Origin of the sequence: uncultured Sphingomonas sp. (genome assembly GCF_964244265.1) — a bacterium.
Lineage (GTDB): Bacteria > Pseudomonadota > Alphaproteobacteria > Sphingomonadales > Sphingomonadaceae > Sphingomonas.
In genome coordinates this window covers 1-12216 of sequence record NZ_CAXTHV010000048.1, presented here as the reverse complement: position 1 = coordinate 12216, position 12216 = coordinate 1, and the positions used below count along the sequence as shown (strand labels likewise).

Annotated in this window: 11 protein-coding genes; 6 read left to right on the top strand and 5 right to left on the bottom strand. The window is 66.2% G+C overall.

Features of this window, described 5'->3' with window-relative positions:
• Positions 1 to 117: 117 nt before the first annotated feature.
• From ACFE7K_RS14940 to ACFE7K_RS14930, 3 genes are all read right to left on the bottom strand, one after another.
• Complete coding sequence (locus ACFE7K_RS14940; protein ID WP_375398994.1) at positions 118 to 1209, bottom strand: AI-2E family transporter; 1092 nt, start codon at positions 1207 to 1209, stop codon at positions 118 to 120.
• A 270-nt stretch (positions 1210 to 1479) separates the two neighbouring features.
• Positions 1480 to 2205 (bottom strand): Crp/Fnr family transcriptional regulator, encoded by a 726-nt coding sequence (locus tag ACFE7K_RS14935; RefSeq protein ID WP_375398990.1) that lies wholly within the window; start codon positions 2203 to 2205, stop codon positions 1480 to 1482.
• Positions 2206 to 2255: 50 nt separating this feature from the next.
• A complete protein-coding gene (locus tag ACFE7K_RS14930; protein ID WP_375398989.1) occupies positions 2256 to 2417 on the bottom strand; it encodes a hypothetical protein in 162 nt (53 codons plus the stop codon).
• 61 nt (positions 2418 to 2478) lie between these two features.
• Between ACFE7K_RS14930 and ACFE7K_RS14925 the strand changes: the two genes are divergently transcribed.
• Positions 2479 to 3354 (top strand): acyl-CoA thioesterase, encoded by an 876-nt coding sequence (locus tag ACFE7K_RS14925; RefSeq protein WP_375398993.1) that lies wholly within the window; start codon positions 2479 to 2481, stop codon positions 3352 to 3354.
• 3 nt (positions 3355 to 3357) lie between these two features.
• Here ACFE7K_RS14925 and ACFE7K_RS14920 read toward each other — a convergent pair whose 3' ends face one another.
• Both ACFE7K_RS14920 and ACFE7K_RS14915 read right to left on the bottom strand, forming a co-directional pair.
• Positions 3358 to 3957 carry a hypothetical protein gene (locus ACFE7K_RS14920; RefSeq protein ID WP_375398988.1) on the bottom strand — a complete coding sequence of 200 codons (600 nt, stop codon included), beginning with the start codon at positions 3955 to 3957 and terminating at the stop codon, positions 3358 to 3360.
• A gap of 121 nt (positions 3958 to 4078) precedes the next feature.
• Complete coding sequence (locus ACFE7K_RS14915) at positions 4079 to 7195, bottom strand: TonB-dependent receptor domain-containing protein (protein ID WP_375398987.1); 3117 nt, start codon at positions 7193 to 7195, stop codon at positions 4079 to 4081.
• Between the two features lie 142 nt (positions 7196 to 7337).
• Between ACFE7K_RS14915 and ACFE7K_RS14910 the strand changes: the two genes are divergently transcribed.
• The 5 genes from ACFE7K_RS14910 to ACFE7K_RS14890 all read left to right on the top strand — a co-directional run bounded on the left by ACFE7K_RS14910 (position 7338) and on the right by ACFE7K_RS14890 (position 12177).
• Positions 7338 to 8561: an MFS transporter gene (locus tag ACFE7K_RS14910; RefSeq protein ID WP_375398986.1), complete on the top strand. Its 1224-nt coding sequence runs from the start codon at positions 7338 to 7340 to the stop codon at positions 8559 to 8561.
• Positions 8562 to 8694: 133 nt separating this feature from the next.
• Positions 8695 to 9258 (top strand): EF-hand domain-containing protein, encoded by a 564-nt coding sequence (locus tag ACFE7K_RS14905; RefSeq protein WP_375398985.1) that lies wholly within the window; start codon positions 8695 to 8697, stop codon positions 9256 to 9258.
• Positions 9259 to 9368: 110 nt separating this feature from the next.
• Positions 9369 to 10088 carry a response regulator gene (locus tag ACFE7K_RS14900; RefSeq protein ID WP_375398992.1) on the top strand — a complete coding sequence of 240 codons (720 nt, stop codon included), beginning with the start codon at positions 9369 to 9371 and terminating at the stop codon, positions 10086 to 10088.
• Between the two features lie 60 nt (positions 10089 to 10148).
• Complete coding sequence (locus tag ACFE7K_RS14895; protein ID WP_375398991.1) at positions 10149 to 11453, top strand: ATP-binding protein; 1305 nt, start codon at positions 10149 to 10151, stop codon at positions 11451 to 11453.
• Between the two features lie 448 nt (positions 11454 to 11901).
• Positions 11902 to 12177, top strand: coding sequence for a hypothetical protein (locus ACFE7K_RS14890; RefSeq protein WP_375398984.1), 276 nt, complete (start codon positions 11902 to 11904; stop codon positions 12175 to 12177).
• The last annotated feature ends 39 nt before the right edge of the window (positions 12178 to 12216 follow it).

Genomic DNA, 12216 nt, shown 5'->3' with positions numbered 1-12216 from the left:
CCCGCGACCTCCGGCGTGACAGGCCGGCGCTCTAACCAACTGAGCTACACCCGCTTGTAAGCGTGAGGCGCGGCACCTAAGCGAGGCGTTAGGGGCTGTCAACGCTTGTGCCAGGTTTCACTCGCCGCCGCGGCGGTGGCGCGTGCGCCCGCTGACCAGCGTGCCCCGTTCAAACAGAAACCCGGCAATGTCGGGCTTGCCGGCGGCGCCGATCACGGTCTGGATGATGATCAGCAGCGGCACCGCGAGCAGCGCGCCCGGCGTGCCCCACACCCAGCCCCAGAAGCTCAGCGAGACGAGGATCAGCACGGGGCTGATCGTCAGCCGGTGACCGACGATGAACGGCGTCACCGCATTTGCTTCCAGCAGGTGGCAGCCCAGCATCAGCGCGGCGGGCAGCAAGGCCAGCCAGATGTCCGTAAAGGTCATCAATCCACCCACCGCCAGCAGCAGGGCGGCGAGGATCGGCCCGAAATAAGGCACGTAGTTGAGCAAGGCGACGATCCCGCCCCACATCAGGGGAAACGGCATCCCGATCAGCCACAGCACCAGCGCCACCACAGCGCCAAGGCAGACGTTGATGATCGTGATCGTCCCCAGATAGGCGGAGACGTCGTCGACCACGTTCTGGATCACCCGCGCGGTCGCCATCGCGCCACCAAAGCTCGACCGGCTGGTGATCGTGCGACGCCGGGTGCCGGTCCAGCCGGCCAGGAAGAAGAACACCACCAGTATCGCGAAGAATACCTGGACGATCGCGTTCGGCGCCGACGTGGCCGCCAGTTCGAGCAGCGAATTGGGCGGCGACACCGCGGCGGCGGTCGGCTGGCGCACGGCGTTCGATGCCGCGAACCGCGTGATCGTACTGTCGACATAGGATTGCAGGCTGGAATATAGATCGAACACCGGCGCCAAATTCGTCTGGATGCGGTCGATCCGGTCGGGCAGCAGGCGGAAGAACTCGATCGCCGGCACCACCACGGCCGCCAGCGCGGCGTTGGCCGCGGCCAGGAAGCTGACCACGCAAATCGCCGCCGCCACCCATCCCGGCAGGCCGCGCCGCTCCAGCCATTCGAGCACCGGCACCAGCGCGATCGCGATGACCAGCGCGATGGTCGTCGGCAGGAAGAATTCGGCCCCCGCCCGGAGAGCAAAGGGCAGCGCCAGCAACAGGCCGATTCCGGCGATGAGCGTCAACCCCGCGAGCATCCGGTCGCGCTGGCTGGCGATGCCCTGATGGTGGGCATCGTCCGGCAGGTCGTTGGCGACGGGCGTGTCGTCGGGCTCGACCGCCACCGCCGCCGCCCCGCCAATCGCCGCCGACAGCGACGCGCCGATCCCCTGTTCCCCGGACATGGCCACCCGTTTGCGCCAATTCGCGACGCGCGTCACCCCTATCCGGCAGGTCCACGCGACCTGCATGGTCGCCTTACCATGCGACAAGGTTCGCCAAATCGTCGGCGGCGCAGACTATGCAGACTATGGTGTCCGAACGTGATCGTCGAAGTAGAGATAATCCGCCTGAAATTCGGCGGTGGTTGCCAGGCGGTTCCAATCCAGCATATTCACCACGCGGTCCGACACTTCGACCATCCCGGCTTCGCGCAATACCCTCAAGGTTCGGTTGACATGAACCGCGGTCAGCCCGCACGCCTCCGCCAGGTCCTGCTGGGTCAGCGGCCATGCAAAGCTGCCGTCGGTGACCAGGCCCACCGCGTCGAGCCGCGCATAGGTCTCGCACAACATATGCGCGACGCGCCCGTTCGCATCGAGCCGACCCAGCCGAAAAATCCACTCGCGGTGCATTGCGGCGTCGAGCAGCGTGGAGAACCACAGCACCCGGCCAAGGTGCGGAAAGCGTTCCATGAGCTCGGTCAGCTTGTCGTGGGGCGCATAGGCCACGGTGCATTCGCCCAGGGTGGCGATGTCGTGGTCGAGCCGCTGCAGGGGATAACCGTGCAGGTCGACGAAGTCCCCCGGCGTCTGCACGCTGACCAATTGCCGAAGGCCGTTGGCACCATCCATGTAACGGCACATGAAACCGGAGACCAGGAACGTGCTTTTGGTCACCACGTCACCACGATGAGTGACGGTCTGCCGCCGCGGCAGCGTAACGGGGGCGGACATTACATCCTCCAACGTGCGCCGCTCGATATCGCTAAGTTCCTGGCGGCGGCGCCCGCGCAGGAAATTGTCCGTCAGCATTGGTGAACTATCCCCCAACCATATCGCGAGAGTTTCGCGCATAAGCCACGCTAGCGCTTAATTGCGCCGCCCGCCAACACCTTAGATTCCTGCAGCGACACGGCGCTCGCTGGGGCATGGCCGATGCGGCGAAAGGGCAGGCGGCCGACCAGTTGCGCCAGGCTGGCGGACAGCCATGGGTGCAGAACCGGCTCGAGATAGATGGCGAGCAACGTGCAGGCTCCCCCTTTCGCCGGCACGTGCTAAGGCGCGCACATGAGCGTCGACCAGTCCATGTCCGATGAGTCACCACACCCGATCGATCTTGTCGAATTACTCGACGTCGAGCGGATCGACACCGACCTATACCGCGGCGCGCGCCAACCACTTGCGCATGGGCGAGTCTATGGCGGACAGGTGATCGCCCAGGCATTGCAGGCGGCGCAGCGATCGACCGACGGCAAGGATGCGCATTCGCTCCACGCCTATTTCATGCGCCCGGGCGACGATGCGCTGCCGATTATCTTCCGGGTGGTCCGAGACTTCGACGGGCGAAGCTTCGCGACGCGGCGGGTCATTGCCACACAGAACGGCCAGCCAATCCTGAACATGGCGGCATCGTTCCAGCCGTTTGAAGAGGGGCTGCATCACCAGGATGCCATGCCTGCCGACCTGCCCGGCCCCGAGGATCTGCCGTCGGAATCGGAGGTGCGCGCCAGGATGTCGCCGGTCACGCCCGAGGCGCATCAGGCGCGCCTGCGGTCGTCGAGCGGGATCGACTTTCGCACGGTCGAACCCGACGGCTTGTCCGAAGCTCCGCGCGATCCAGTCAATCATTGCTGGTTCAAGACGATGAAGCCACTCGCCGACGATCCCGCGCTGCATCGCGCGATCCTGGCCTATGCCAGCGACATGGGATTGATGGCCACGGCGATGAACCCCCACGGCATCAGATTTTTCACCCACGGCTTCAAAGGCGCCAGCCTCGACCATGCCTTATGGCTGCACGAACCGTTCCGCGCGGACGAGTGGCTGCTCTATGCGATGGACAGCCCATGGTCCGGCCATGGCCGCGGCATCAACCGCGGGCGGATCTTCACCCGCGACGGCCGGCTGGTCGCCAGTGTCGCGCAGGAAGGGCTGATGCGTCCGGTCAGGCCGCGCAAATAGCGGTCAGGGCGCCGGCTTTTCGCGTTCGGGATTGATCGGCGCGTCGACATCCACCAGCGAGCAAGACCAGTCACCGAACGTGTCCTGGAAACACAGGCCGTGAGCATTGGGTTGCGGGGTGCGATTGCAGTTCGATCCCTTGTCATATTGCTTGCCGAAATCCTGGCCCGGCTTCTGCACCTCGGCGCACTGATAACCAACCAGGCTGCCCTTGATCGCATAGACGGGCTTGTTGATGTCGATGTTCGACATGTTGACATCTTCATTTGGGTTGTACGGCCGGCCCGGCGCTACGGCGGAAACGACGACCTGGTCGAGCAGATAGACGTTTGACGACATGACGCCCTCTGCGCCGCAGATCACGTATTTGGCGATGACGTCGGGGGACGGCGGACCGTTGGCCGGGACCTTCTTGGTCGAGCATTTGCGTGGACCGGTCGCGCCATAGGTCGCGCCGATCGTCGTGTCCGGAATCAGCTGGACATCGCCGCCACCCCCTGGGGCCTCCGTCGTTCCCGCCACGGTCGAATTGCCGTCGCCCTCACCGCAGCCAGTGACCAAGGCGGTTCCCGCGAGCAAAATACCAAAACCAATCGCCTTCATGATTTTCTCCCCACCAAACCGTCACATTTTCACTGGCGGAAACTGTCACCGGCCGGCGTCCGACGCAACAGTACGTTTACTACTTGTGTCTCGCCGAGCGACGGCATCAGAGTCCGTTTGCTCAGAACCTGCTCGCAAAGCCGATCTTGACCATCCGGCCAGAGGCAGTGCCGATCAGCGGCTCATAGTTGAAATCCTCACGCGCGAATGGCGGTCGTGCGTCGAGGATGTTGAACACCGTGCCCGTCAGCACCACGGCGGTCGTCACCCTGATCTGAACGTTGAGGTCGGCGGTAATGAACTCGCCCAGGTCAGCGCCCTGCAACAGGCTGGCGCCCGGCGTGGCAATCGAGGTGTCCGGCGCAAAGGGTCCGGTGCGCGTGTCAAAGCGCTGATCATGCAAACCGCCGACATAGCTGACGGTCAGCCGTGCGTCGACCGGCCCGGCCCCGAGGTCGAGATGCCCCTGCCCCTTCCATCGCGGCACGGGATACAGCGTCGATTGGTAGTTGAGCAGCCCCACCCCGTCATAGGCGCGAGCCACCCTCGTACCGGCGACGAAGATGTCGCTGATCCGGTTGTGCAGCGTATAGGTCACGTCGGCGCCCACGCCGAACCGCAGCGACAAGCCGAGAAAGTCCGACGACACATAATCGGCAGAAAAATCCAGCCCCGAATTGCCCTGCGTCGCGCCGTTCTGCAGAAAGGTCCTGACCCGCGCGATGTTGGCGACCGTGGTCGTCGCGGTGCATGATCCGGTCGAAAAGATGAAACGCGCCGCCAGCCCGGGATTCGCCGCGCACGTATTCGCTTGGCCGCTGGGAAACAACGTTGCGACCATCGGCGACAACGGGTCGCTGACGATGACGTCGGTCAGATCGTAGCGGAAATAATCCACGCTGGCCTTGAACCTGCCGCGACCCAGCAGGACGCCGGCCGAATAGTTCCGGGCCTTTTCGGGCTTCACTGACGCATTGCCATAGACATCAACCGGGGTGAAGGTCGATCCGACCAATTGCAGCACGGTGATGAAATCAGGGGCCGTATTGGTCAGCGTCGGCCCGCGGAACGTCGTGCCATAGCCGCCGCGCAACGCCAGCCAGCCGGTCACCTGCCAGCGGGCACGCACTTGCGGATCAACGGTCGAACCCACCCCGCCGCCATAATCTTCGTACCGTATTGCCGCCTGGACGTTGACACGGTCGAACAACGGGATCTGGAGCTCGCCGAAAAGGGCATGGACGCTACCCTTCAGGGAGCTGTTATTCTGGGTGCCGAGGAACCCGAAAGCTCCGGTGGCGGGACTGGGCGCGCCGCCCGTTGCAATGGGCGAGCAGGCGTTCGAGTCGGTATTGCCGGTGATCGGCGTATCGCGGCAGGGATTGGCCGACAGGTTGTTGTTGACGCCATACATCGTGTCGATCGCGGTACGGCGATACTGGCCGCCGACGCCGAACCGGATCGTGCCGCCGGGCAGGGTAATGCCGGTATCGCCGGTCATCGACCCGTCCACCACGAACAGTCGCGTGTCGACCTGGGCGATCCAGCGCAGGAAGAACCAGTTGGTCAGTTCCGCCGAATTGGCCAGCGCGGCATTGCCCTGGGGGTTGGTCGCGCCGGTCACCGGATTGCGGGTGACGGCGTTGCCGAACGGGTTGAGCCACAGGCAGCCGTTGGCGCCGGGGGTGTTGGCGGCGACGTTGCAATTCGGCCCGCCAAAGCCGCGCAGCGCCAGCTGCACGCGATCGCCGAACTCGTCATATCCGTCGCGATAGCGGTAATAATCGTGATAGGTTGCCGCCAGGCTATAACTGATGCCAGACGTGACCTGTCCGCTCAATTCGGCAGTCAGCCGCACCGAATCCGATGTCAGCCGCCCGCGCGACGCGCCGGACAGGTCCGAATCGTCAAGCGTGGCGGGATTGCCCCCGGCAAGGTACGGGCGGAACAGCAGCAACGGAAACACCGCGCCGGTGGCGGTCGCCGGCAACGCCGCCGGGTTGGCCGCGCGATAGGCGATGAAACCAGGATTGGTTGCGGGGACGTAGAAGCCGTTCACCCCGGGCGAGGGATTGGTCCCGCCTTTCGCCGCGATCGACGGCGCCTGGGTCAGGATGAAGCTGGGCGAGGCGACGAAATGCGGCACTTCCGTCCGTCCGTAAAGCGCGGTCAGTTCCAGCGTCGTCCTGGGCGCCAGGTCGACCGCGAAATCGACGAACACCGTGCCGCGTTTCTCCAGGTCGCCAAGCACGTCATAGCCCGAATATTGCGTGTAGCACCGCCCGTTGGCGCCAACATAGCCGCCCAGCGGCGCGCAACTGGTGTCGACCTGAAGCCCCGTCACCGCCACCCCGGTCGCGCCGACGCCGACGAACGTCGCCGGATTGCCGCCGCCTGTCCAGCCGCCTTGCGGATTATTGGCGTAAGGCTGGACCGCGAAATCGCGGTCACGCGCCAAAAGCTGTCCGCGCTTGTAGAACCCGGCGGCGACGAGGAAGCGGAAACCGTCACCGACATGGCCGAAGCTCAGCGACACGTCGACGTCGCCGTCGGTATCCTGGACCGCGCGATAGCTGCCCGCCGCGCGCAATCCTTCCTGGTCGGTCCGGGTGATGAAGTTGATGACGCCGGCGATCGCGTCCGAACCGTAAGTGGCCGCCGCGCCGTCCTTGAGGACCTCGATCCGGCTGAGCGCGGCATAGGGCAGGAGGTTGATGTCGATCGTCGGCAGCGGATTGCCCGCGGTGGCCAAGCGCTGGCTGTTGAGCAGCACCAGGGTCCGTTGCGGACTCAGGCCGCGCAGGTTCGCGGTGGCAATCCCTTCCGAGCCCTGGCTGCGGCTGTCGAACTGGTTGGCGTCGCCCAGCACCGCACTCGACGTCGGCAAGGCCTTGAACAGCTCGACCGCGGTTGGGGTGCCCCGGCGCTCAAGCTCCGCCGCCCCAATGACGTCGACCGGCAGCGCCGCATCCTCCGGCGTGCCGCGGATGATCGAGCCGGTGACCACGATGTCGCCTTGCCCCGGCCTGGCGGGGGCGGCGATCCCGCGATCGGCCGCACCGCCGGCCACGACGTCCTGCGCCGATGCCGATGCCGGAGCCGCCGTCGCCATGACGCAGACCGGCACCACGCAAGCGCCCAGCAACTCCGTCCTGGTCATCAATGCCTCTCCCCGGCCAACGCCCCACACCGTGTCGTCGATCCAGCGCCACGATCGCGCTGCGCCTATTGAACCCATGGCTTTTGCGTCAAGCGATACCGGGCCTCAGGACTGCCGGGCCGCCGCGAACGATGCTTTTTGCTTTCCACGATCCGCGCCATGTGGAAGCGTCCCCGGCGATGCCATCTCGATCCCTCCCCTGTCCGCCAGTCCGGCGCCCGTGATTCGATTCGAGCATCGCGCGATCCCGATCGCCTTGGCCGCCGTGCTGATCGACACGATCGGCTTCGGCATCATCGCGCCGGTCACGCCACGCCTGCTACTTACACTTGGCGACGGTGACATCGAGCATGCGACGCGCGCGGGCGGCTGGATGCTGGTGGTATTCGCCGCCACGCAGTTCCTGGCGGGCCCGGTGCTGGGCAACCTCAGCGATCGCTATGGCCGCCGCCCGGTGCTGATCGCCTCGATGCTGTCGTTCGGCATCGATTATGCGCTGATGGCCTGGGCTCCGACGCTGGCCTGGCTGTTCCTCGGCCGCGCGATCGCGGGGGTGGCGGGCGCGGTCTATGGCCCGGCCGGCTCGGTGATCGCCGATGTCACCCCGCCCGAGCGCCGGGGGCCGGCCTTTGCCCTGATCGGCGCGGCGTTCGGGCTGGGTTTCATCGTCGGCCCGGCGCTGGGCGGTCTTATGAGCTATGGCGGGCTGCGCGCGCCGTTCATCGCCGCCGCCGTACTGGCGCTGGCCAATGCGGCGGCGATGTTCCTCCTGATGCCCGAAACGCTGGCGACGGAGCATCGGCGGCCCTTCCGCCTGCGCGACGCCCATATCGTGGGAGCGTTCGCGCCGCTGTTCCGTGCCGGCCGCGCCGCGCCGCTGCTGCTTGGGGCGTTCCTCTGGCAATTGGCGCATATGGTCTATCCCGCGACCTGGGGCTTCTGGGCGACCGCGCGCTTTGGCTTTGACGCGCGGGCGATCGGCTGGAGCCTGGCGTTGGTCGGCGTGCTGAGCGTCGTCGTCCAGGGCGGTCTTGTCGGGCGAATCATTGCCGCGATCGGCGAGCGCCGCACGCTGATCGTCGGGCTGATGTGCGGCGCGACCTCGTTCCTCGCCAGCGCCTTCGTCACCGCGCCCTGGCAGATCGTACCGCTATTCGTCGTCGGCGCCTTTGCCGGGCTGGCAATGCCGGCGATTCAGGGGCTGCTGTCGCGGATGGTCGACGCGTCCCACCAGGGCCAGCTCCAGGGCGGGATGGGCAGCATGGGCAGCGTTGCCGCAATTGTCGGTCCGCTGATGCTGACCCAGGCTCTGGCGACCGGTATCGACCGCGGGTTCCCCGGCGCGGCGTTCCTGGTCGCCGGGCTGCTCGGCTTGGCGGCGGCGGGCATCATCTGGTGGAAGGTGCTCGGCCGCGTCGCAGCGCCGGTAGCGCCGATTGCCTAGCCGGCAATGGACGAACCTTTAACGACATTTTGCGACAAATCCCTGCCGGTCGTGACATGCCGCCGCGACAGTCGCCGACGATAAGCTCGCTCGATGGCCCGGGACCCCCCGCGCCCAGCCAAGAGGATCGCCCATGAACCGCGCCCTGATCGCCGCCGCGCTCGCCGGCACCGGCTTTGCCGGCGCCGTTTTCATCCAGCCATGCCTGGCCGCGCAGACCGCCGGGCCACGCGGCGATGCCGACGGCGACGGCGTCACCACCCGCGCCGATGCTCTGGCCCAGGCAGATGCGCGGTTCGACCGGATGGACGCCGACAAGAACGGCAAGCTGAGTGCCGACGAGATGCGCCCGCCGCGCCCGATGGCCGGCGACCCAATGGCCTCGCCGCCCCCGCCGCCGTCGCCAGGCCCCGGCATGGGGGCCGGGCGTGGCCAGATCGGCGAACGGATGTTTGCTCGGCTGGATGCCAACGGCGACGGCGCGATCGATCGCGGCGAGTTCCGGGAACAGGCCGGCAGGCGGTTCGACCGGCTGGATGCCAATCGTGACGGCAAGGTCGATGCGGCCGAACGCGCCGCCGCGCGCGATGCGGCGCAGGATCGGATGGGCCGGCTGCGGGATCGGGAAGGGGCAGGCGCTCCAGGCGGTGCCGTGCCGCCGCCGCCGCCAGCCGCCGCCCCAAATACCGGGCAATAATCCCCGGCCCGGTAGCCGGGACGAGCGCGCCCCCCCCCCCGCTCGTCCCGGCGCTGCCATCCCGACATGGGGGCTATCCAGGCGGCTGCCAGATGCTTAGCGAAGCGCCGATGGGCGCCGTTCCCCACCTCCTGCTGGTCGACGACGAGCGATCGATCCGCGAGCCGCTGGCGCAATACCTCACGCGCCAGGGGTTCCGCGTGACCCAGGTGGGCGATGCCGAAGGCGCGCGTACCCGGATGACCGCTTATGCCATCGACCTGGTCATCCTCGACATCATGATGCCCGGCGAAGACGGCTTGAGTCTGTGCCGCCACATCCGTGCGACCGGCGATGTGCCCGTCATCCTGCTGACCGCGCGGAGCGAGGAGACCGACCGTATCGTCGGGCTTGAGATGGGCGCCGACGATTATGTCGTGAAGCCGTTTTCCCCGCGCGAACTGGCCACCCGCGCCAAGGTTATCCTGCGCCGCGCCGGTGCCGGGGGCGCCCGCCAGCACGCGCCCGAAAGCGGCTCCTACGCCTTTGCCGGCTGGGTGCTCAAATCGGGCGAACGTGCGCTCGTCGACCGCGAGGGCGTATCGGTGCCGTTATCAACCGGCGAGTACAATCTGCTCCACGCGCTGGTCCAGCGCCCGCGCCAGGTGCTGACCCGCGATCAATTGCTCGATCTGACCCAGGGGCGCGAGGCATTGGCGTTCGATCGCGCGATCGATAACCAGGTCAGCCGGCTGCGCCGCAAGATCGAAGGCGACCCCAAGAATCCCGAGATCATCAAGACGGTGTGGGGCGGCGGCTATACCCTGGCCGCCGAAGTGACCCGATTGTGATCGGGCCACGGCTGTGAGCGCGGGGTCGTGAGGATCCTGCCGCGCAGCCTCCCCGGGCAGATGGCGGTGATCGTCGCGCTCGCTTTGTTCGTCGCCCAGGCGATCAATTTCGCGATGGTCTATGGCGAGCGGCGCCAGCTGCGTTTCGAGCAGGCGACCGGGCCGGTGGTCACACGGATCATGGACACGCTGGAGAACGGCCAGCGTCAGGGCGGCGACGATGATCCCCGCCGCCGGGTCAGCGTCGTTTCCGCCAACCCGATCGACCCCCGGTTGCCGCGGCGCACCGATGTCGAGGACGGCCTGCGTCGCGCGTTTGCCGAATCGCGGGTCAAGGTCGGCCGGATCGTCACCGGCGTCCGCCCGGTCGCTCCCGACGACCCGCGCCTGCGTGGCCTGCCGCCGCCACGCGCGCGGCGGCTGGCGGCGGCGGGGGCCGAACTGCTGATCGCGGTCGAGCGGCCGGGCACCGGCTGGATGGTGGTCAGCGCGCCGTGGCAGATGAACGACCTGTTCCTGATCTGGCGGCTGCTCGCCCAGACATTGGTCATCTATGGCGTCCTGCTGTTGCCGGTCCTGTGGGTAACCCGGCGGATCTCGCGGCCGCTGGCGGTTCTGGCCAGCGCGGCACGACGCTTTACCCCTGGCGACATCGATGCCGAGGTGACCGAGGCCGGCCCACACGACGTCCGTGCCTTGATCGTCGCCTTCAACGCCATGCGATCACGGATCATCGCGACGCTTGACGAAAAGGATCGCATGCTGGGTGCGATCGGCCACGACCTGCGCACCCCGCTGGCGGCGTTGCGCGTGCGGGTCGAATCGGTGGAGGACGATAATGACCGCACGCGGATGACCGAGACGATCGAGGAAATGAACCGGACGCTCGACGACATTCTGTCGCTGGCCCGGCTCGGGCGGCCCAGCGAACCGTTGACCGAAGTCGACCTGTCGGCGTTGGTCGATGCGGTGGTCGAGGATTTCCGCGACCTTGGCGCGCCGGTCAGCTATGAAGAGGCGGCGCGGCTGCCGCTGCGTATCCGGCCCTCGCTGATGCGGCGTGCGTTGCGCAACTTGATCGAGAATGCGATCAAATATGGCGGCAGCGCGCAGGTAAGCATCAATGCGGGCCCTGGCGAGGTGGCGATCACCGTCGCCGACCGCGGGCCCGGCATCCCCGCCGACAGGACCGAGGACGTGTTCGAGGCGTTCACCCGGCTGGAGGGATCGCGCAACAAGGAGACCGGGGGGATCGGCCTGGGCCTGGCGCTGGCGCGGGCGATCGTGCGCGAGGCACGTGGCGACATCCGCCTGCGGAACCGCCCCGGCGGCGGCCTGTCGGCGGTGATCACGCTGCCCCGCTGAAGGGCAATCAAACGACATGCGGATGGGAGAGGCGACCGCCGTCCATCTTGCGCAGTGCGACGCCACGGTGGTGCCGGGCGCTTGCGGTGCGAACAAGCTGAAGATGGTCGTCAATCCCTGACGTCCGGCATGGGAGATGAAGGCTCCTGAAGGACGCTGGGGCCAAACATGGTCACGTTGGCGCCGCGCCTCCGAAATCGATGCGGCATCAGGTATCTAGACGCCGAGCACATTCCTGTGCCATTCGCGTTTAAAGAGCCACATGGGAGCCTGACGAATCCAGCCGGACGTCGATCTGCTCCGTTAAGTGCATGCGGGTGTGGTGGAATTGGTAGACGCGCCGGACTCAAACCGCATAGGTCTACTTAAGTCATTTTTTTAATTATATACTAATTAGAACAAGACGAGAACATTGTCTTACACATGTCTTACACATTAGAGTGACGACATGGCGCATGAGACGCACAAGATTTTGGACGGCAAAGCCTACGTCTATCGACGTGAAAACAGCCGCTTCTGGCAATGCGCGACATATCTAAACGGGCGCAACCATCGCCAATCGACAAAACAGACCAGCCTGGCTGCTGCGATCGACTTCGCGAGCGAGTGGTATATGGAGGTCTATGTCGCCAGCCGACGCACGCAGCGCGGAGGCTCCGTTCTCAATTTAACCTTTGGTGCTGTGACGGACTTTGCTCCGGCACAGCCAATCGTAGGAGATTGAACCGCCCCGGGTTTGTCGGAGGCCCTAACTCCTGAGAGG

Excerpts from the sequence above, each read along its gene's own strand:
- ACFE7K_RS14940 (WP_375398994.1), bottom strand. The coding sequence starts at position 1,209 with ATGCTCGCGGGGTTGACGCTCATCGCCGGAATCGGCCTGTTGCTGGCG.
- ACFE7K_RS14935 (WP_375398990.1), bottom strand. The coding sequence starts at position 2,205 with ATGCTGACGGACAATTTCCTGCGCGGGCGCCGCCGCCAGGAACTTAGC.
- ACFE7K_RS14895 (WP_375398991.1), top strand. The coding sequence starts at position 10,149 with ATGGCGGTGATCGTCGCGCTCGCTTTGTTCGTCGCCCAGGCGATCAAT.
- ACFE7K_RS14900 (WP_375398992.1), top strand. The coding sequence starts at position 9,369 with ATGGGCGCCGTTCCCCACCTCCTGCTGGTCGACGACGAGCGATCGATC.
- ACFE7K_RS14905 (WP_375398985.1), top strand. The coding sequence starts at position 8,695 with ATGAACCGCGCCCTGATCGCCGCCGCGCTCGCCGGCACCGGCTTTGCC.
- ACFE7K_RS14925 (WP_375398993.1), top strand. The coding sequence starts at position 2,479 with ATGTCCGATGAGTCACCACACCCGATCGATCTTGTCGAATTACTCGAC.
- ACFE7K_RS14920 (WP_375398988.1), bottom strand. The coding sequence starts at position 3,957 with ATGAAGGCGATTGGTTTTGGTATTTTGCTCGCGGGAACCGCCTTGGTC.
- ACFE7K_RS14915 (WP_375398987.1), bottom strand. The coding sequence starts at position 7,195 with ATGGGTTCAATAGGCGCAGCGCGATCGTGGCGCTGGATCGACGACACG.
- ACFE7K_RS14890 (WP_375398984.1), top strand. The coding sequence starts at position 11,902 with ATGGCGCATGAGACGCACAAGATTTTGGACGGCAAAGCCTACGTCTAT.